Below are 19,172 nucleotides of genomic sequence, written 5' to 3' on the forward strand. Positions count from 1 at the left end.
GACTCTTCAACACATCACTTGTGGGAGCGCTCCCACAGTACCTGACACCTACACATCCCGCACGTTCCCCGCCCGAGCCGCAGCGAGTACGAACGGGCCCAATTCCATGCAGTTGGCCGGGGGGTCGGCACGTCAGGCAACAGGAGGACGCAATGCGCACGAGCATCCGCCGGTCCCAGCGACTGATGGCCTTCGCGGCCGTCGCCGCACTGACCACGGGGTTGCTGGCCGGCTGCGCCAACGACTCGGACGACGGCTCGTCGAACAACTCGGACGGCGGCAACGGCAGTGGCAAGGGCAAGATCACGCTGACCATCGGGACCTTCGGCGTCTTCGGCTACAAGCAGGCCGGCCTCTACGACGAGTACATGAAGCTCCACCCGGACATCAGCATCAAGGAGAACGTCACCACCCGTACCGACGTGTACTGGCCAAAGGTGCTCACCCGCCTCCAGGCCGGTTCCGGCACCGACGACGTCCAGGCCATCGAGGTCGGCAACATCACCGAGGCCGTCCAGACGCAGGGGAGCAAGTTCGTCGACCTCGGCAAGGACGTCGACAAGTCGCAGTGGCTGGACTGGAAGAACGCCCAGGCCACCACCAAGGACGGCAAGCTGATCGGGCTCGGGACCGACATCGGTCCGATGGCCATCTGCTACCGCAAGGACCTGTTCAAGAAGGCCGGGCTGCCGACCGACCGGACCAAGCTCGCCGAGATGTGGAAGGGCGACTGGTCCAAGTACGTCGACGTCGGCAAGCAGTACATGAAGAAGGCGCCCAAGGGCACCAAGTTCGTGGACTCGGCCTCCTCCGTCTACAACGCGGCCGTGGGCGGCGCGAGCGAGCGGTACTACGACAAGGACGGCAACGTCGTCTGGGACAAGTCCGAGGGCGTGAAGAAGGCCTGGGACGTCGCCATGACCGCGGCGACCAGCAACATGTCGGCGAAGCTGAAGCAGTTCGACCCGACGTGGGACCAGGGCTACGCCAACGGCACCTTCGCGTCCGTCGCCTGCCCGGCCTGGATGATCGGCTACATCGAGCAGAAGTCCGGTGACTCCGGCAAGGGCCAGTGGGACGTGGCGGCGGCGCCGGCGGCGTCCAACTGGGGCGGCTCCTTCCTCGGCGTGCCGACGGCGACCAGGCACCAGAAGGAGGCCGTCGAGCTGGCCAAGTGGCTGACCGCGCCCGCACAGCAGGAGAAGGTCTTCGCCAAGCAGGCGAGCTTCCCGTCCACCCCGTCGGCGTACGCGAACCTGAAGCCGGCCGCCGACACCACCGCGTACTTCTCCGGGGCCCCGCTCACCCAGATCTTCTCCGACTCGGCGAAGACCATCCCGGCGCAGCCCCTCGGCCCCAAGGACAAGCCGATCGACAACGCGATCAGTGACATCGGCATCCTCCAGGTCGAGCAGAAGGGCAAGTCCCCCTCGCAGGGCTGGAACGCCGCGTCCAAGGAGATCAAGGACGTGCTCGGCCAGTGACCAGCTCCAAGCAGGCTCTCGCGCACACCGCGTCGAGCGCCGAGGCCGCGCCCGGCACCCCGCCGGGCGCGGCCCGGGGCGCTCACGGTCGCGGTACGCCGGCGGGCACCGCCTCCTGGCGCAGCCGGCTGTACCGCTGGGACATGAAGGCGTCGCCGTACGCGTTCGTCGCCCCCTTCTTCGTCCTGTTCGGGGCCTTCACCCTGGTCCCGCTGCTGTACACGGCCTGGTACTCGCTGCACGACGTGCAGCTGTCGACGCTGGACCACCAGACCTGGGCGGGCCTGGACAACTACCAGAACCTGTTGTCCTCGGACTTCTTCTGGAACGCGCTGGAGAACACGTTCACCATCGGTCTGCTGTCGACGGTGCCGCAGTTGCTGGCCGCGCTCTGGCTGGCGCACCTGCTCAACTACAAACTGCGCGGCTCGACCGTGTGGCGCGTGGTGATGCTGACCCCGTACGCCACCTCGGTGGCCGCGGCGACCCTGGTGTTCACGCTGCTGTACTCCTGGGACGGCGGCATGGTCAACTGGATCCTGCACTTCTTCGGCGTCGATGCCATCAACTGGCGGGAGTCGGACTGGGGTTCGCAGTTCGCGGTGTCGACGATCGTGATCTGGCGCTGGACCGGCTACAACGCGCTGATCTACCTGGCGGCCATGCAGGCGATCCCGATCGACCTGTACGAGTCGGCCGCGCTCGACGGCGCCAGCCGCTGGCAGCAGTTCCGCCATGTGACGATCCCGCAGCTCAGGCCGACGATCCTGTTCACCGTGGTGGTCTCCACCATCGGGGCGACCCAGCTCTTCGGTGAGGTCCTGCTGTTCGGCGGGGTCAGCGGCTCCAAGGGCGGCTCCGAGCACCAGTACCAGACGCTCGGTCTGTACATGTACGACCAGGGCTGGATCATCGGCAACCTCGGCAAGGCGTCCGCGATCGCCTGGTCGATGTTCCTCATCCTGCTGATCGTCGCCGCGGTCAACCTGCTGCTCACCCGACGGCTGAGGAAGTCCCAATGACCACCAGTGAACTGACACTTCCGCAGGGCGCCAAGGCCAGGCCGGAGCGGCGGCGCCGGATCATGGGCGCGGGCAAGCAGCTGCACGCGGGCCCCGTGACGTACGTCGTGCTGACCGTCTTCGCGCTGGTCTCGCTGGCACCGCTGGTGTGGACGGCGATCGCGGCCTCGCGCACCGACCGGCGGCTGGCCCGGACACCGCCGCCGCTGTGGTTCGGCGGCAACCTGTTCAAGAACCTGCAGTCCGCCTGGGACCAGGCCGGCCTCGGCACCGCGATGTTCAACTCGCTGATCGTCGCGGGCACGATCACCGTCAGCACGGTGCTGTTCTCCACGCTGGCCGGCTTCGCCTTCGCCAAGCTGCGGTTCCGGTTCTCCAGCCTGCTGTTGCTGCTGACGATCGGCACGATGATGATCCCGCCGCAGCTGGCCGTCGTACCGCTGTACCTGTGGATGTCGGATTTCGGCTGGTCGAACCAGCTGCAGACGGTGATCCTGCCGAGTCTCGTCACCGCGTTCGGTACTTTCTTCATGCGGCAGTACCTGGTGCAGGCGCTGCCGACCGAGCTGATCGAGGCGGCCCGGGTGGACGGGGCGAGCAGCCTCCGGGTGGTCTGGCACGTCGTCTTCCCCGCGGCCCGGCCCGCGATGGCGGTGCTCGGCCTGCTGACGTTCGTCTTCGCCTGGAACGACTTCCTGTGGCCGATCATCGCCCTGAACCAGCAGAACCCGACCGTGCAGGTGGCTCTGAACTCGCTCGGTACCGGCTATGTCCCGGACCAGGCGGTGATCATGGCGGGCGCGCTGCTCGGCACGCTGCCGCTGCTGATCGCCTTCCTGCTGTTCGGCAAGCAGATCGTGAGCGGGATCATGCAGGGCGCGATCAAGGGCTGACCGTCCGCTCCCAGGGGCCGGGCCACCGCCGCCCCGGCCCCTTCCTCCCGCTTCTCCTCCCCGCTTACTCCGTCGGTCTCCTACGACCCCCTTGGGAGCGCTTCCATGCCTGACTCCGTTTCCCCCGTGACCTTTCCTCCCGCCTTCCTCTGGGGCGCCGCGACCTCCGCGTACCAGATCGAGGGGGCGGTGCGGGAGGGCGGCCGCACCCCCTCGATCTGGGACACCTTCAGCCATACACCGGGCAGGACGGCCGGCGGCGACACCGGTGACATCGCTGTCGACCACTACCACCGCTACCGCGAGGACGTGGCGCTGATGGCGGAGCTGGGCCTGAACGCCTACCGCTTCTCCATCTCCTGGTCCCGGGTGCAGCCGACCGGCCGGGGCCCGGCGGTCCAGGTGGGCCTCGACTTCTACCGCCGCCTGGTGGACGAGCTGCTCGCGCAGGGCATCAAGCCGGCGATCACCCTGTATCACTGGGACCTCCCGCAGGAGCTGGAGGACGCCGGCGGCTGGCCGGAGCGGGACACGGCGTTCCGGTTCGCCGAGTACGCGCAGCTGGTCGGCGAGGCGCTGGGCGACCGGGTGGAAGACTGGATCACCCTCAACGAGCCCTGGTGCAGCGCCTTCCTGGGCTACGGCTCCGGTGTGCACGCCCCCGGCCGCACCGACCCGGCGGCCTCCCTGCGCGCGGCCCACCACCTCAACCTGGCGCACGGCCTGGGCACGGCCGCCCTGCGCTCGGTGACACCGGCCCGCAACCAGATCGCCATCAGCCTCAACTCCTCTGTCGTACGGCCCCTTTCGCAGGACCCGGCCGACCTGGCGGCGGCCCAGCGGATCGACGACCTGGCCAACGGGGTCTTCCACGGCCCGATGCTGCACGGGGCGTACCCCGAGACGCTGTTCTCCGCGACAGCCTCGGTCACGGACTGGTCGTACGTCCTCGACGGCGACGTCCGCACGATCAACGCCCCGCTGGACGCACTCGGCCTGAACTACTACACGCCGACCCTGGTCTCGGCGGCCGCAGCCACGGTCGCGGGTCCGCGGGCGGACGGCCACGGCGCCGGCGAGCACTCCTCCTGGCCGGCCGCCGACGACGTGCTCTTCCACCAGACCGCCGGCGAGCGCACGGAGATGGGCTGGACGATCGACCCGACGGGCCTGCACGACCTGATCATGCGTTACACGCGTGAGGCCCCGGGCCTGCCCCTCTACATCACCGAGAACGGCGCGGCCTACGAGGACAAGCCCGACCCGGACGGCCGGGTGCACGACCCCGAGCGCATCGCCTACCTGCACGGCCACCTGACCGCGGTCCGCCGCGCCATCGCCGACGGCGCCGACGTCCGTGGCTACTACCTGTGGTCCCTACTCGACAACTTCGAGTGGGCCTACGGCTACAGCAAGCGGTTCGGCGCGGTGTACGTGGACTACACGACGCTGGAGCGCACCCCGAAGTCGAGCGCGCGCTGGTACAGCGAGGCGGCGCGGACGGGGGCACTGCCGGGAGTGGAGTCGGCGGTCTGAGAACGAAAGAGGCGCGGCCCGCTGGGGGCCGCGCCCTTCTTCCCCGGGTCTTCTCGGGTCCTCTCCGGTCTTCGGTCTTTTCCGGCTCGGTCAGTTGAAGGCGCCGAACGCCTTCGAGAACGCAAACTTGTCCTGAGCTATGGAGCTGCACGTGGCGTCGGCGGTGGCCTTGGTGCCGCCGTCGCACTGCTTGTCGCGGGTCGCGGACCACATCGACAGTCCGCCGAGGCCCTTGGACTTGGCGAAGTCCGCCAGCTGGGTGGCGTCGTCGACCTTGAAGACCTCGGAGGAGACGTCGTTGACGCCGATCATCGGGGTGACCGCGACCGCCTTCCAGGCGGCGGAGTCGGACAGCCCCAGCACGCTCTTGACCTGGGCCTGGGTGGCGGTCGCCGCCTGCTCGGCGTAGGTGCCCATGTCCCCGTTGTAGGCGGGGCCGTAGTCCATCGCCATGATGTTGACCGTGTTGATCTCCACGCCGTTGGACTTGGCGTTGGACAGCAGGTTCACGCCGTCCTGGGTCAGGCCCTCGGGCATCACCGGGAGGGTGAAGGAGACGTCCAGGTTCGGGTGCTGGGCCTGGAGCTTGGCGATGGCCTGGGCGCGGCGGGTGTTGGCGGCCGAGTTGGGCAGCGCGCCGCCCTCGACGTCGAAGTCGACCTTGGTCAGCTTGAAGGCGTCGACGGCCTTGCCGTACGCCGCGGCCAGCGCGTCCGCGGAGGAGCAGGTGGTGGCCAGCTCCGAGCCGGAGGCACCGCCGAAGGAGACCCGGACGTCACCGCCCTTGGCGCGCAGCGAGCCGATCTGCGCGGCCACGCCGTCGCTGGTCAGGTCCGTGACACCGCCCCACTTGGGGGTGCAGCTCCCGCCGTCGGTGACGAAGGCGAGGTGGTAGTTCTTCACGCCGGTCGCGTCGGCCGCGCCGAGCAGGTCGAAGGCCGGGTACAGGGAGGTGTCGACGTACGGCGCGAAGCCGGCCGAGGCGGTGGTGCCGCTGCCGGTGCTCCCGGTGGGGGTGGGCGTCGCGCTCGGGGTGGGGGTCGCGCTCTGAGTGGGCGTCGCGCTCTGGGTGGGGGTGGGGGTCGGCGACTGGGTCCGGGTCGGGCGGCCGCTCGGCTCGGGGGTGGCGCCGTCGTCCGCCGAGCACTGGGCGTTGTCGATACGACAGCCCGTCGGATCGCCGGTGCCGTTGACCACGAAGCCGACGGTGACCGACTTGCCCGGCGCGAGGCCGTCCGTGTCCCACTTCGCGGGCTTCACCGTGACGTGCCGACCGCTGACGTTCGACTCGCCGTTCCACAGCGAGCTGAGCGTCGCACCCACCGGGAGGTCGAACTCCAGCGCCCAGGTCTTCTCCGGCTGACCGCTGTTGTTGGTGACGACGTACTGCGCGGTGTAACCCGTCGACCAGTCGCTGGTCCTGGTGTACGCCGCGTTCACTCCGGCCGCGTTCGCGGTGCCGGTCAGCAGGATCGCGCCGCCCCCGACCACGGCCGCGGCCACCAGACCGCCGATCGCCTTGTTCCTGCCACTGATCCTGCGCCGGTGCGTGCTCATGCGCGTGCCTGCCTTCGCTGTTCACGGGGTGGGGTGAGGCAGCACGCTAGCGAGCAGGAAAGAGACAAACGGCTTGTTAAGTACAGTCGTCGGGGAACTTAGGGTGCGCTTAAGGAAGGGATCGGGGACCATTAAAGGTCGAGACCAATCGGCGGGTCCGGGCGCGTCCGGCGCCTCAGCGGACCGCCGCCGTACGCCGGCGCCTGCGCACGCTCCCCCGGTGCCCCCTGCCCCCCGGTTTCCGCGCGTCCAGCTGGAACCAGATCCGCACCTCGGTGCCGCCCAGCACCGAGGAGCCGATGCGGACGTCGCCGCCGGTGGACTCGGCGAGCCGGCGCACGATGTCGAGGCCGAGACCGGTCGAGCCGGCGCTGCCGGAGCCGCGGCCGCGGGCCATCGCCGCCTCGGGGTCGGGTATGCCGGGGCCCGCGTCGGAGACCAGCACGATCACCGCGTCCTCGCCGTTGTGCACGTCGACCGCGAAGGCGGTGCCCTCGGCGGTGTGCCGGAAGACGTTGCCGAGCAGCGCGTCGAGCGCGGCGGCCAGGTCGGCCCGGACCACGGGTATGCGCACCGGCCGCTCCACGCCGGCCACCCGCCACTTGCGGCCCTCGTCCTCGGCGAGTGCCGACCAGAACTCCATGCGTTCGCGGACCACTTCGGCCGCGTCGCACCCGGCGCCGGGCCCGGCCGCCGCGGTCTGCGGCTTGGCCTCCCGGGCGGTGCGGATGATGGTGTCGACCTCCCGTTCCAGCTGGGCGACGGCGGTCCTGGTCTGCTCGGCGGCGGGCCCGGCGCCCAGGGAGGCCACGTTCAGCCGCAGTACGGTCAGCGGAGTGCGCAGCCGGTGCGAGAGGTCCGCCGCCAGCTCCCGCTCATTGGCGAGCAGCTGGACGACCTGGTCGGCCATGGAGTTGAACGCGACCGCCGCGAGCCTCAGTTCGGTCGGGCCGTTCTCCGGCACCCGGGCGCCCAGCTTGCCCTCGCCCAGCTCGTGCGCCCCCTCGACCAGCCGCTGCGCGGGCCGCACCATGCGCACCCCGAGCCGGTCGGCGACCGCGACCGAGCCGACGACGAGCGCGAGGCCGACGGCGGCGAGCACCGCCCAGGCCGTGCCGACGCCGTTGCTCATCGCGGACTCGGGGACGTACACCTCGACGACCGCGATCGCACCGGAGCTGAGCGCGACCGGCTGCAGCAGCGTGGAGCCGCCGGCGACCGAGGTGGTGGAGGCACGGCCCAGCTTCCGCACGGCCTCGATGTCCCGGTCGGCGGCGCGCTGCCGGCCGAGGTCCAGCGCGCCCCGGCCGTCGGCGGCGGGCAGGTGCACGGCCATACCGGAGTCCGCGCCGGCGGAGGCCACCACCCGCTCCAGTTTGTCCCGGTCGGTGGTGATGGACAGTGCGGGGGCGACGGCGGCGGCCTCCCGCTCGGCGTTGGAGAAGGCGCGGTCGCGGGCCATCTCCTTGACGACGAGACCGAGCGGCACGGCGAAGGCGACCACGACCATCGTGGTGACCGCCAGGCACACCTTGACCAGGGCCCATCTCATCGTGGCGACTCCCCTCCCCCGTCGGCGGGCATGAGCGGCTCCAGCTTCACGCCGACGCCCCTGAGCGTGTGCAGATAGCGCGGCCGGGCGGCCGTCTCGCCCAGCTTCCGGCGCAGCCAGGACAGATGGACGTCGATGGTCTGGTCGTCGCCGTAGGACTGCTGCCAGACCTCGGCGAGGAGTTCCTTGCGCGGTACGACGACACCGGGACGGCCGGCGAGGAAGGCGAGCAGGTCGAACTCACGGCGGGTGAGGTCGAGTCGGACGCCGTCCAGTTCTGCCTGCCGGCGCAGCGGGTCGACGGTCAGCCCGCCGACGCGGATGACGGGCGAGGGCGGGGTCTCCGCGCCGGCCGAGCGGGCCCGGCGCAGCACGGCCGCGATCCGGGCCAACAGGTGCTCGACCGAGAAGGGCTTGGTCAGGTAGTCGTCCGCCCCGGCGTTCAGCAGCCGGACAATCTCCGCCTCGTCGTCCCGCGCGGTGGCGATGATCACCGGTACGTCCGTGATGCCACGCAGCATCTTCAGCGCCTCGGAGCCGTCCAGATCGGGCAGCCCGAGATCCAGGATGACCACGTCGAAACGGAGATGGGCGACCTCGCGCAGCGCTTCGAGTGCCGTACCGACGCTGCGCACGGTGTGCGAGGCGTCGGTCAGTTGCCGGATGAGCGCCGAGCGTACGAACTGGTCGTCCTCGACCACGAGCACACTTGCCATGCGCCGCACCGTACGCCATGCGGCACAGGCGGGTTCGGCACCTGTGGACAACCCGGGGCACGTGCGCACGGCGGTACCACTGAGGCAGTATGGCCCGTGATGCGCAGAGGACTCGTACACGTACTGGCGTGGCTGCTCGCGACGGGCGCGGCGGTCACGCTGTCGTGGTGGGGCGTGCACACGGTGATGGCCGGAACGGCGTACGACCCACCGCGCGCCCTGCCGATCACGGCGGCCGACACGACCACGCAGCGCTCGAAGCCGCTGGATTCGCCGACCGCCCGGCCCTCCCCGTCGAAGAGCCCGTCGACGCGGCCCCCGACGCCCACGCCCGCCAGGACGCCGGCCCGCGGCGGCAGCCCGTCCCCGGCAGCCACCGCCACCGCCACCGCCACCGCCACCGGCCAGGTCAAGGCCTACTACACCGACGGCGGCCGGGCGGTCTTCGACCTGGGCCCGGCGAGCGCCACGCTCGTCTCGGCCACCCCCGGGACCGGCTGGTCGATGCAGGTGTGGAAGACGGAGACATGGATCCGGGTGGAGTTCGGCAGGGGAGCGGACCGGGTGTCGGTGTTCTGCACCTGGCACGACGGGCCGCCGCACGTAGAGGTGCAGACCTACTGAACCCTCCGAAGTGAAAGGCAATCAGATATTGACGGTGGAATCTCATTTGTGGTGAGACCCCCGCCGCCCCCGTTGGCCTGCGCGCCGCGAACGTCGCCGAGCGGGGGCGCAGCGAGCGGGCCGTCGCCGAGGTCATCGCCGAACGCACCGGCCGGAACGCGGCCGAGCTGGAGATCAGGTGCGCGGCCGCGGCGATCATCGCGGTCTCTTCACGACGCTGGTACGGCACTGGGTGGAGGGTGACGGCAAGGAGGACCTGACGGGCCTGTACGAGCGCCACCTTCCGATGCCGGCGCGGGGCTTGGACTTCCAGAACGCGGTCATCCGGAACGGGTCAGCGGAACGCTGAGGGCGGCGGGGCCGGGGAGGCCACCGCCGCCTCGTCCGTCACGGGTGCGGCGCCGCCGGTGAAGTCGGTGAGCCGCTTGCCGTGCTCGACCCGGGCGGGGTGCGGGTCGCAGGCGATGCGGCGGGTGAGTTCGGCGAGCGGGAGCGGGAGGTCGCAGCCGGCCAGGATGGCGTTGCCGAAGCGCTTGCCGCGCAGCACGGCCGGGTCCGCGAGCAGCGCGAGTTCCGGGAAGCGGGCGGCGGCGGTGGCGATCTGGCCGCGCAGATGTGCGAGCGGCGGACCGTCGGCGAGGTTGGCGGCGTAGACACCGGAGGGCTTCAGGGCGCGGCGGACCTCGTTCAGGAACTCGGTGGAGGTGAGGTGGGCGGGGGTCCGGGCGCCGCTGAAGACATCGGCGATGACCAGGTCGGCCCAGCCGTCCGGCACCTTGGCCAGCCCTTCGCGGGCGTCGACCGACCGCACCCGTATTCGCGCGCTGGGATCCCACGGCAGCTCGCGGCGGATCAGCTGGACGAGGGCCGCGTCCCGCTCGACGACCTGCTGGGTGGAGCGGGGCCGGGTGGCGGCGACGTACCGGGCGAGGGTGAGGGCGCCGCCGCCGAGGTGCACCGCCTGCACCGGCTTGCCGGGCGGGGCGACGAGGTCGATGACATGACCGAGGCGGCGCTGGTACTCGAAGGACAGGTACGCCGGGTCGTCCAGGTCGACATGTGACTGGGGCGCCCCGTCGATCAGCAGCGTCCAGGCCCGTGAGCGGTCCGGGTCGGGTATGAGCTGTGCGAGCCCGCCGTCGACCGTTTCCACCACGGCCTCGGCGGCGGCCGACCCGCGGCGGTTGTTCCTGGACCTGCCCATCGGTCCATTTTCGCAGCTGACCGAAGCGGGCGCGTCACCGGCAGCCGTCGGCCGCCTCGATCGTCCGGGCCGCCTCCCCGAGGGCCCGGCGCAGCACCACCGGATCGGTCGCGAGGTCGGCCTCGCCGGGCGGCAGCAGCCAGGCCGCGCCTTCCACCGGCGACTCGGGGTACAGCCGCAGCCCCCGCCCGTTCGTCTCGGTGCACGTGCTGCCCGGCACGTCCCAGCAGGCGGCGGTGCCCGCCGGCACCAGGAAGCCAAGGGTGTCGCACCCACCGTCGTGCAGCACGGGCCCGACCGCCTCCCCCGCCCCGCGGCGCAGGATGTCGACCGCCTCCAGCCCCTGCCGGGCCGGTACCGTCACAAGGTCGCACGCCGCGTCACGTGCCGTCGGCGCCGTGCCCGACGCACCCGAAGTACAGGGATCGTTGCTCTGGCTGGTCTCCATGCCGGCCTCCACCACGCCTGTTGCAGTCCATCGGGTTCAACGCGCGAGCGCGTCAACGGCTACGGCACAAGTGCGCCGCAAAGGATGGCAGTTCATGGCGGATCGTGCATGAGATATCCGGTTTGTAGCCAAACACAGCGTGGCGGGTCCGACACAGCAGGTACGTTCTTGCTCGCCGGAACCAGGGTGTCACACGGACAACTCGGCCCGAATCCACCCCGGATCCGGCATGGTTCGACGGTTCGCACGAGAGGACCCGGCCATGGCGTCGTCACACGAGACCTCGTCACAGCCCGAACGGCCACCCCGGCCGAACCTCGCCTTCCGGCAGCTGCGCGGTCGGCGCTCACCGGCCGAGTTCGCCGCGCTGGTGCGGCGGGCCGCGCGCGAGATCGGCGAGCGGGTGAGCTGTGACGCGCGCTACGTCGGCAGGGTCGAGGCGGGTGAGATCCGCTGCCCGAACTACGCGTACGAACGGGTGTTCCTGCACATGTACCCCGGCCGCACGCTCACCGACCTCGGTTTCGCGCCGCGCTCGTCCGTCCGCGGACGCGCGGCGCGTACGACCGCGGACGTGCCCCCGGCGTTCGGTACCACTGAGACGCCAGGGGCGATCGAGCCGTATGACCCGCAGAACCGGCACGACCCGCAGAACCCGTACGACACGCACGAGCCGTACGAGAACGACCCCCTGAACCACGAGGAGAGCGACGTGCTGCGTCGCGCATTCATGACCGGCGGAGGCGCCACGGTGGCCGCCGCCACGCTGGGCCCGCTGGGGCTCACCACCGACGCCGCGGCGGCGGGCCGCCCGCTGCGTCGCGCCGGCACCCCCGAGGCGGCTGCCCTGGAGGAGGCCGTCCGCCGCATCCGGCTGCTCGACGACCGGCACGGCGCGGACGGCCTCTACCGGCGCGCGGCAGCGCCGTTGCGCGCCGCCTACGCGCTGCTGGACGCCGGCACGACCCGGCAGACGACCGCCGAGCGGCTCCACTCCGGCGCCGGTGAACTGGCCATCTCCGTGGGTTGGCTGGCCCACGACTCCGGCCGTTTCGACGACGCCCGCTCGCACTACGCGGAGGCACTCGCGACCGCCCGCATGACCGGCGACCCGGCCCTGGAGGCCCACGCCTTCTGCAACACGGCGTTCCTGGCCCGCGACGCCGGCCGCCCCCGCGAGGCGGTACGCGCCGCGCAGGCCGCCCAGCGCCTCGCCCGCCCCCTGGGCTCCCCCCGCCTGATGTCCCTGCTCGCCCTGCGCGAGGCCGGCGGCTGGGCGGGGCTCGCGGACCGCACCGGCTGCGAACAGGCGCTGGTCCGCGCCCAGGCCCTCTTCGAGCGGGGCCACTCGGACGCCGACCCCGAGTGGATGAGCTTCTACGGAGAGGCCGAGCTGGAGGGTCTGAAGGCGCAGTGCTGGTCGACGCTGGGCGACTGGCGGCGCGCGTCCCGCCACGCCCGCCGCGCGGCCCGGCTGCAGGACCCCCACTTCACCCGAAACATCGCCCTCTACACCGCCGAACTCGCCGACGATCTGGCCCGTGAGGGCCGCCCCGACGAGGCGGCCCAGGCAGCGCTGCGCGTTCTCGACCTGCTGGACCAGGTCCAGTCCTCCCGCATCCAGACGATGCTGGCGGGGACGGCGCGGGTGCTGCTGCCGCACCGGCGGGCGTCGGGAGTCTCGGAGTTCCTCGACCGGCACGCGTCGATGCCTCGAGTCGGGCGGGCCTAGGGCCTGTCCGGCGGATCAGGCCGGAATCGCGGGGCACGGCACGCCCCTGTGCGGTGTTGTCGTCGGTCGCCGACGCTGCGGGGGCGTGGGGGGAGCTGCGGGCCTCCCCCGGTGCCTCCCGAGCCCGGGGGGACTTCCGGGCGGCGACCGGTCAAGCCCCCAAGTGCCCCACGTCGTTCCAGCTCTCGATCGCCGGTTCCCCATAAGCCCAGCCGAGGATCGACAGCGACGTCGGATTCAGCCGGATCCGCGCCGCGAAGTCCAGCGGCAACCCGAGCCACCGCGCACCTATGGACCGCAGGATGTGCCCGTGGGCGAAGACCAGCACGTCACGGTCGGCCGAGCGAGCCCACGCGACGACCTCGTCCGCGCGCGCGGTGACCTCGGCGATGCTCTCCCCCTCGGGGACACCGTCCCGCCAGATCAGCCACCCGGGCCGCACAGCCTGGATCTCGGCGGGGGTCATGCCCTCGTAGGCGCCGTAGTCCCACTCCATGAGCGTGTCCCAGGACTCGGCGCGCTCACCGAACCCGGCCAGTTCACACGTCTCACGCGCGCGTGCCAGCGGACTGCTCCGCACCTCCACCCCGGCAAGCCCCTCGAACGGTGACCGGTGCAGGCGCTCGCCGAGCAGCTTGGCCCCGCGCCGGCCCTCTTCCAGGAGCGGCACGTCGGTCCTGCCGGTGTGCTTGCCGGACAGCGACCATTCCGTCTGTCCGTGCCGGGCCAGCAGGATGCGCGGTGCCATGGGAGACCTTTCCGAGAGGGACGCCGAGCGGACGCCGGAGAAATCGGAGGCGGAGTCCCTCCATCATCGCTCACCCTGGGCACGGGCAACCCGCCGGGCGATCCCGGCGTCTTTGAGGGCTGGAGCGCCCGCGTGGCCGGGGTGTGGACACCGTAAAGTGGCACGGCCGCCCGCCGGGGCGCACCACAGCAGAAGGGGGAGGGCGATCGGATGCCGCAGACCGAGACACCGGGCACCGAGGTGGCCCCGCGAACCCGGCTGCGCTGGTGGACCGAGCTGCCCCTGATCCTGCTGGTCTACGGCTGCTACTCGGCAGGCCGGCTCCTCGCCCGCGGCGACGTCGCCTCGGCCGTCGACCACGGCCTGGCGATCCTGCGCGTCGAGAAGGCCCTGCACCTCAACGCCGAGCACCCGCTCAACCGGCTGTTCACGCGCGAGCCGTGGCTCGGCGTACCGGCCGACTTCTGGTACGCCTCGCTGCACTACCTGGTCACGCCCGCCATCCTGGTCTGGCTGTTCCGGGCCCGCACCGAGCGCTACCGGGCGGCCCGCACCTGGCTGATGGCGTCCACGTTCTTCGGCCTGATCGGGTTCACCCTGCTGCCCACCTGCCCGCCCCGGCTGCTCTCCGCGGGCCACGGCTTCGTCGACACGATGGCCCACTACAGCTCCTACGGCTGGTGGGGCGCCGAGGCCAGCGCGCCGCGCGGCATGGGCGGCATGACCAACCAGTACGCGGCGATGCCGAGCCTGCACGTCGGTTGGGCGTTGTGGTGCGGGGTGATGCTGTGGCGGTACGGCGGCACGCGCCTTGCGAAGGTCTTCGGCGTCGCCTACCCGCTGCTGACCGCGCTCGTGGTCATGGGCACCGCCAACCACTACTTCCTGGACGCGGTCGCGGGCGTGGCCGTGATGGGCGTGGGCCTGCTGCTCGCGCCGCGCGTGATGCGCGGGGCGGATCTGCTCCGGGCCCGCCTCGGCACCGGTACCGCACCGGTCCCGACGGGCACGGGTTCCCCGATTGTCAGTGGCGGATGCCAGACTTCCGCGGGTGAGCGAATTCCACGGCAGCGCGAGTCGCAGCGCGCATCCGCAGCCGAACCGGACGCCTCCACCCGAGACGCGGGGGAAGAGGCTCCGGCACCGGCTCGCTGAGCTGCGCGGTCCCGACGTACCGGCCAAGGCCCTGGACGCGCGCGCCCTCGCGGCGCTCGCCGCGAACCCCGGGTGCCGCAGGCGGGCGATCCTGGACGGCGCCGGGGTGGACAAGGCGGCGCTGGCGAGCGCGCTGGGCGCGCCCGCCGGCTTCGGGCAGTCGCAGTTCGCGCTGACCCGGGGCAACGCGTTCGAGGCGAAGGTGAAGGCCGACGGGGGTGCGGAGCTGCTGCGACTGGTCCACTCGCGCCTCGACCCGGGTGCCGAGCCGCCCACCGGGGCCGCGGTCCCCGACCTGTCCGCGCCCGGCCCCGAGGGTCGTACGGCCCGTACGGCGCTGGCGCTGCGCGAGGCCGTGCGGGCGGGCGGCTGGACGCTGCTGGACCACCCGATGCTGGCACTGGACGTGGCGGGCTCGCTCGCTTTCCTGGAGCCGGACGCGGTCGTGGTGCACCCGGACGGCAGCTGGACGGTCGTCGAGATCAAGTCCTTCCCGATGCTGGACGGTTCGGCCGACCCGGCGAAAGTGGGCGCCGCCGCCCGGCAGGCGGCGGTGTACGTGCTGGCCCTGGAGGAGGTCGCGGCCCGCCTCGCCCCCGCTCCCCCGGTACGGCACCGGGTGCTGCTGGTGTGTCCGAAGGACTTCTCCAACCTGCCCACCGCCTCCGCCGTCGACGTGCGCAAGCAGCGCGCGGTCACCGCCCGCCAGTTGGCCCGGCTCACCCGCATCGAGGACATCGCCGACGCGCTGCCCGAGGGCACCTGCTTCGCGCCGGACCGCCCGGCCGAGGAGCTGACGGCGGCTGTCGAGGCGGTCCCGGCGACGTACGCGCCCGAGTGCCTGTCCGCCTGCGAACTGGCCTTCCACTGCCGGGAACGCTCCCGTGCGGCCGGCGCGGTGACCCGGCTCGGCCGCCCCCTGCGCGCCGAACTGGGCGGTCTGACCACGGTCGAGGACGTCCTCGCCGCGGCCCGCGGCGAGAGCGGCGACCCCGACGACCCGGCGGTGGCGGCCCTGCGCCGGGCGGCGGCCCTCCGCGCGGAGGCCCTGTCGCGCGCCGGGGAGGTGACCCCTTGTCCCTGATCGACACCCTCGCCCGGCTCGAGGCCGTCAGCACCGGCCGGGCCCAGCCCGCCGCGACCGTCCGCCATCGGCATCTGTCCGACCGCCCCCTGGTGTTCGTGCCGCTCACCACCGCCGGTGAGGCGGGCGCCCCGCTCGGCGCGCTGGTCGGCACCGACCGGGACGCGCCGCGTCTGCTGGTCGTACCGCAGCCCCGCGACCGCGACCTGCGCTTCGCGTTCCTCGCCGAACTGGCCGATGTCGTGCTGCCCTACGTCGATTCGTACGCGGAGGACGTCGAGGCGGCCGAGCGCACCGAGACCGATCCGGAGACCGGCAAACGGGTCAAGGTCGAGGTCGAGCTGTGCGCGGACGCGCCCCAGCTGATCGTGCCGAGCCGGGCCGGCCTGGACCTGGTCCGGCTGCTCGGCCGCTCCATGCGTTTCCGCCGCACCGCCGAACAGGACCCGGAGACGCCCCACCCGGCACCGCCCCGGGTGCCCCTGCTCGGCCGCTGGCTGACCCACTACGGCGAGCGGGCCCGCGTACCCGGCTCCTCCCTTCTGCTGGCCCTCACCGACGTGCTGTCCCGGCACTGGGCGACCGGCCAGTCCGGCCTGGAGGACCAGCACCTGGGCGCGCTGCTCGCCTGGATCGACCCGCCCGAGGACGGCAGCGGTGCCGAGGCCGCCCGCCGGGCCGAACTCGCGCGCGATGCCGACGGCCAGCTGCTGTGCCCGCCGGCCGGCCCGGCCACCGACCCGGCGTTCGACAACACACTCCTGGCCCCGGCCATCGAGCGCTACGACCGCGCCCGCACCGCGCTGGCCGCCGCGGAGGACGCCCTGGAGGCGGACGACCGGCTGGCCGCGCTCACCGCGGCCGAACAGCGGATCCGCGACCTGGTCGCGAGCCGCACCCGCCCCACCTGGGACGCGGTGTGGCGGGGCCTGGACCTGTTGCGGACGCTGCCGGAGGGCGGGCACGTCGAGGAGCGCTGGACCCGGGACCGCTGGTCGTTCACCGGCCATCGCGACCGGGTCCTGGCCGGTGAACCCCCGCAGCCGCGTCGCGACGACGCGGTGACGGCGGCGAACAAGCTGGCCACGCGCGAGCGGGAACAGGCCCGTCTCGAGGCGCAGGAAGCCCTGGACGACCCGCTGGTGATGGCGGGGCGGCGGCTGGCCGGTGAGGCGTTCGCCGGCGAGGTGACCGATGTCGTCATGGCGTACAGCGAGGGCAAGCGGCCCAGCCCGCGCCCGCTGGTGACGGTCCGCACGGACGACCGGCCCCATCTGGCGGAGCGCGCGAAGGTGTACCGCTCGCTGGGCGGCAAGCCCCAGGCGGCGGAGTTCGCCGGCTACGAGGGCTCCCCGGAGGACGGCCTGCTGGTGCTGCGGATCGTGGACAAGATGGGCCGGGGCAAGGAGCCCGAACCCGGTTCGGTGCCCGAGAAGGGCGACGCCGTCTGCTTCACGCTCTTCGAGCACGAGCAGCGCGGCGGCGCGAAACTGCCCGATCCGGAGGAGACCCCGTGGACGCACGGCGGCCCGCCGGGCGAGGCGGTGCGGGAAGCTCCCGACACCGTGACCGAGGAGGACGTCCTGTGACGACGGTGGACTTCGACCCGGGAGCCGCAGCCGCGCGCGCCACGGACGCGATCCTCCACGACACCCTGCACGGCACCGAGCGGGGGGTGGTCGTCGACTCCCCGCCCGGTGCCGGCAAGTCCACCCTGGTGGTCCGCGCGGCGCTGGAACTGGCCGACGCGGGTCGCCCGTTGATGGTGGTGGCCCAGACCAACGCCCAGGTCGACGACCTGGTGCTGCGGCTCGCCGAGAAGAATCCGGACCTGCCCGTGGGCCGGCTGCACAGCAGCGACGCCGACCCGTACGACAAGGCGCTGGACGACCTGCCCGGCGTCCGCACGTCGGCGAAGGCGGCCGACCTGAACGGCCTCCCGGTCGTCCTGTCCACCGCCGCGAAGTGGGCGCACGTCAAGGCGGACGAGCCGTGGCGGCACGCGATCGTCGACGAGGCGTACCAGATGCGCTCGGACTCCCTGCTGGCCGTGGCCGGTCTTTTCGAGCGGGCGCTGTTCGTGGGCGACCCGGGCCAGCTGGACCCGTTCGCGATCGTGGGCAGCGAGCAGTGGGCGGGTCTGTCGTACGACCCCTCGGCCTCCGCGGTCACCACCCTTCTGGCCCACAACCCGGACCTTCCCCAGCACCGTCTTCCGGTCTCCTGGCGCCTGCCGGCCTCCGCGGCCCCGCTGGTCTCGGACGCCTTCTACCCCTACACCCCGTTCCGCAGCGGCACCGGCCACGACGACCGCCGCCTCGCCTTCGCCGTCCCCGCCGACGGCTCGGGCCCGGACCGGGTGATCGACGAGGCGGCGGAATCCGGCTGGGGCCTGCTGGAGCTGCCCGCCCGGCACACCCCGCGCACGGACCCGGAGGCGGTACGGGCGGTGGCGACGGTCGTACGGCGCCTGCTGGACAGGGGAGGCGCGGCGGTGTCCGAACGCTCACCGGAGCCCTCCCCGCTGACCGCCGACCGCATCGCCGTCGGCACGGCCCACCGCGACCAGGCGGCGGCGGTCCGTTCGGCGCTGGCCGACCTGGGCGTGTTCGACGTCACGGTCGACACCGCCAATCGCCTCCAGGGCCGCGAGTACGACGTCACGGTCGTCCTGCACCCCCTGTCCGGCCGCCCCGACGCCACCGCCTTCCACCTGGAGACCGGCCGCCTGTGCGTCCTGGCCTCCCGGCACCGCCACGCCTGCATCGTGGTCTGCCGCGCCGGGGTCGGCGACCTTCTGGACGACTACCCGTCCACAGAACCAGTCCGGCTGGGCACGCTGGTGAAGTTCCCCGACGGCTGGGAGGCGAACCACGCGGTGCTGGCACATCTGGCCGAGCACCGCGTGGGCTGGCGGCCCTGACGTCCCCTTGCGTCCGCGCGAGACAATGGAGGGTGGCCCACCTGAAGGCGGCGCCCACCGAACCGAACGAGGAGGAGATGAAGACATGGCGGAGCCCACGCCGCGTCGGCACGAACCGCGGCTACGCCCCGCGCCCCTGCTCTTCGAGCCCGCGGAGGCGGCCACCGATCCCGAGCACTTCTTCGACCTGGAGTCGATCGAGGATCCGCGGGCGCTGCTGGCGCGGGCGACGGAGCTGGCCCAGGCGTTCCGTGCGGCGGCCGACCGTGCCGTGGAGTTCCAGGCGATCGCGGCGGCGCAGCTCGCCGACCCGCGCCGATTCGACCGGCTGACCCCGGCGGACATCGGCGAGCGAGCGGAGTGGACCGAGGACTACGCGAAGAAGATGGTGGAGTTCGGCCGGGATCTGATGCGGGGAGTCGACACGGAGGGCCGGACGCCCGTCGATCCCGTCTAGGGCCCGATCAGCCCGTCCGGCCCACACGCCTCAGCCG

18 protein-coding genes are annotated in these 19,172 nt (G+C 72.3%); 12 read left to right on the forward strand and 6 right to left on the reverse strand.

What is annotated here, in order from left to right; all coding sequences use genetic code 11:
- The first annotated feature begins 152 nt into the window (after positions 1-152).
- The 4 genes from ACFZDC_RS16210 to ACFZDC_RS16225 all read left to right on the forward strand — a co-directional run bounded on the left by ACFZDC_RS16210 (position 153) and on the right by ACFZDC_RS16225 (position 4,935).
- A complete protein-coding gene (locus ACFZDC_RS16210) occupies positions 153-1,484 on the forward strand; it encodes an extracellular solute-binding protein (protein WP_391324231.1) in 1,332 nt (443 codons plus the stop codon).
- Positions 1,481-2,506, forward strand: coding sequence for an ABC transporter permease subunit (locus tag ACFZDC_RS16215; RefSeq protein WP_391324232.1), 1,026 nt, complete (start codon positions 1,481-1,483; stop codon positions 2,504-2,506). Before ACFZDC_RS16210 ends, ACFZDC_RS16215 begins: the two co-directional genes overlap by 4 nt.
- Positions 2,503-3,399, forward strand: coding sequence for an ABC transporter permease subunit (locus ACFZDC_RS16220; RefSeq protein WP_391324235.1), 897 nt, complete (start codon positions 2,503-2,505; stop codon positions 3,397-3,399). The genes ACFZDC_RS16215 and ACFZDC_RS16220 overlap by 4 nt, the downstream gene beginning before the upstream one ends.
- Before the next feature lie 105 nt (positions 3,400-3,504).
- Positions 3,505-4,935: a GH1 family beta-glucosidase gene (locus ACFZDC_RS16225; RefSeq protein WP_391324236.1), complete on the forward strand. Its 1,431-nt coding sequence runs from the start codon at positions 3,505-3,507 to the stop codon at positions 4,933-4,935.
- Positions 4,936-5,025: 90 nt separating this feature from the next.
- Here ACFZDC_RS16225 and ACFZDC_RS16230 read toward each other — a convergent pair whose 3' ends face one another.
- The 3 genes from ACFZDC_RS16230 to ACFZDC_RS16240 form a co-directional block, all read right to left on the reverse strand.
- Complete coding sequence (locus tag ACFZDC_RS16230) at positions 5,026-6,492, reverse strand: cellulose binding domain-containing protein (RefSeq protein WP_391324238.1); 1,467 nt, start codon at positions 6,490-6,492, stop codon at positions 5,026-5,028.
- A gap of 175 nt (positions 6,493-6,667) precedes the next feature.
- On the reverse strand, positions 6,668-8,044 hold the full coding sequence (locus ACFZDC_RS16235) for an ATP-binding protein (protein WP_391324240.1): 1,377 nt from the start codon (positions 8,042-8,044) through the stop codon (positions 6,668-6,670).
- On the reverse strand, positions 8,041-8,760 hold the full coding sequence (locus tag ACFZDC_RS16240; RefSeq protein WP_391324242.1) for a response regulator: 720 nt from the start codon (positions 8,758-8,760) through the stop codon (positions 8,041-8,043). The genes ACFZDC_RS16235 and ACFZDC_RS16240 overlap by 4 nt, the downstream gene beginning before the upstream one ends.
- 99 nt (positions 8,761-8,859) lie before the next feature.
- Between ACFZDC_RS16240 and ACFZDC_RS16245 the strand changes: the two genes are divergently transcribed.
- On the forward strand, positions 8,860-9,384 hold the full coding sequence (locus ACFZDC_RS16245) for a hypothetical protein (protein ID WP_391324243.1): 525 nt from the start codon (positions 8,860-8,862) through the stop codon (positions 9,382-9,384).
- Between the two features lie 77 nt (positions 9,385-9,461).
- Positions 9,462-9,644 (forward strand): hypothetical protein, encoded by a 183-nt coding sequence (locus tag ACFZDC_RS16250; RefSeq protein WP_391324550.1) that lies wholly within the window; start codon positions 9,462-9,464, stop codon positions 9,642-9,644.
- A 74-nt stretch (positions 9,645-9,718) separates the two neighbouring features.
- On the opposite strand, the gene ACFZDC_RS16255 is transcribed toward ACFZDC_RS16250, so the two are convergent.
- Together ACFZDC_RS16255 and ACFZDC_RS16260 are read right to left on the reverse strand one after the other, a co-directional pair.
- Positions 9,719-10,588 carry a fused MFS/spermidine synthase gene (locus ACFZDC_RS16255; RefSeq protein ID WP_391324245.1) on the reverse strand — a complete coding sequence of 290 codons (870 nt, stop codon included), beginning with the start codon at positions 10,586-10,588 and terminating at the stop codon, positions 9,719-9,721.
- Between the two features lie 34 nt (positions 10,589-10,622).
- Positions 10,623-11,036, reverse strand: a complete 414-nt coding sequence (locus ACFZDC_RS16260; protein WP_391324247.1) for a hypothetical protein — start codon at positions 11,034-11,036, stop codon at positions 10,623-10,625.
- 262 nt (positions 11,037-11,298) lie between these two features.
- Here ACFZDC_RS16260 and ACFZDC_RS16265 point away from each other — a divergent pair, with 262 nt between their 5' ends.
- The gene (locus ACFZDC_RS16265) at positions 11,299-12,768 is read left to right on the forward strand and encodes a hypothetical protein (protein ID WP_391324249.1); all 1,470 of its coding nucleotides are present in this window, start codon (positions 11,299-11,301) and stop codon (positions 12,766-12,768) included.
- A 151-nt stretch (positions 12,769-12,919) separates the two neighbouring features.
- On the opposite strand, the gene ACFZDC_RS16270 is transcribed toward ACFZDC_RS16265, so the two are convergent.
- Positions 12,920-13,516 carry a histidine phosphatase family protein gene (locus ACFZDC_RS16270; protein ID WP_391324250.1) on the reverse strand — a complete coding sequence of 199 codons (597 nt, stop codon included), beginning with the start codon at positions 13,514-13,516 and terminating at the stop codon, positions 12,920-12,922.
- 210 nt (positions 13,517-13,726) lie between these two features.
- Between ACFZDC_RS16270 and ACFZDC_RS16275 the strand changes: the two genes are divergently transcribed.
- From ACFZDC_RS16275 to ACFZDC_RS16295, 5 genes are all read left to right on the forward strand, one after another.
- Positions 13,727-14,671 (forward strand): phosphatase PAP2 family protein, encoded by a 945-nt coding sequence (locus ACFZDC_RS16275; RefSeq protein WP_391324252.1) that lies wholly within the window; start codon positions 13,727-13,729, stop codon positions 14,669-14,671.
- Entirely contained in the window at positions 14,568-15,755 is a 1,188-nt protein-coding gene (locus ACFZDC_RS16280; RefSeq protein WP_391324253.1) for a hypothetical protein, read from the forward strand. Before ACFZDC_RS16275 ends, ACFZDC_RS16280 begins: the two co-directional genes overlap by 104 nt.
- Positions 15,746-17,344: a hypothetical protein gene (locus tag ACFZDC_RS16285; RefSeq protein WP_391324254.1), complete on the forward strand. Its 1,599-nt coding sequence runs from the start codon at positions 15,746-15,748 to the stop codon at positions 17,342-17,344. The genes ACFZDC_RS16280 and ACFZDC_RS16285 overlap by 10 nt, the downstream gene beginning before the upstream one ends.
- The gene (locus ACFZDC_RS16290) at positions 17,341-18,678 is read left to right on the forward strand and encodes an AAA domain-containing protein (protein ID WP_391324256.1); all 1,338 of its coding nucleotides are present in this window, start codon (positions 17,341-17,343) and stop codon (positions 18,676-18,678) included. Before ACFZDC_RS16285 ends, ACFZDC_RS16290 begins: the two co-directional genes overlap by 4 nt.
- Before the next feature lie 85 nt (positions 18,679-18,763).
- Positions 18,764-19,135 (forward strand): hypothetical protein, encoded by a 372-nt coding sequence (locus ACFZDC_RS16295; protein WP_391324258.1) that lies wholly within the window; start codon positions 18,764-18,766, stop codon positions 19,133-19,135.
- The last annotated feature ends 37 nt before the right edge of the window (positions 19,136-19,172 follow it).

Source organism: Streptomyces sp. NPDC007905 (assembly GCF_042959345.1).
Lineage (GTDB): Bacteria > Actinomycetota > Actinomycetes > Streptomycetales > Streptomycetaceae > Streptomyces.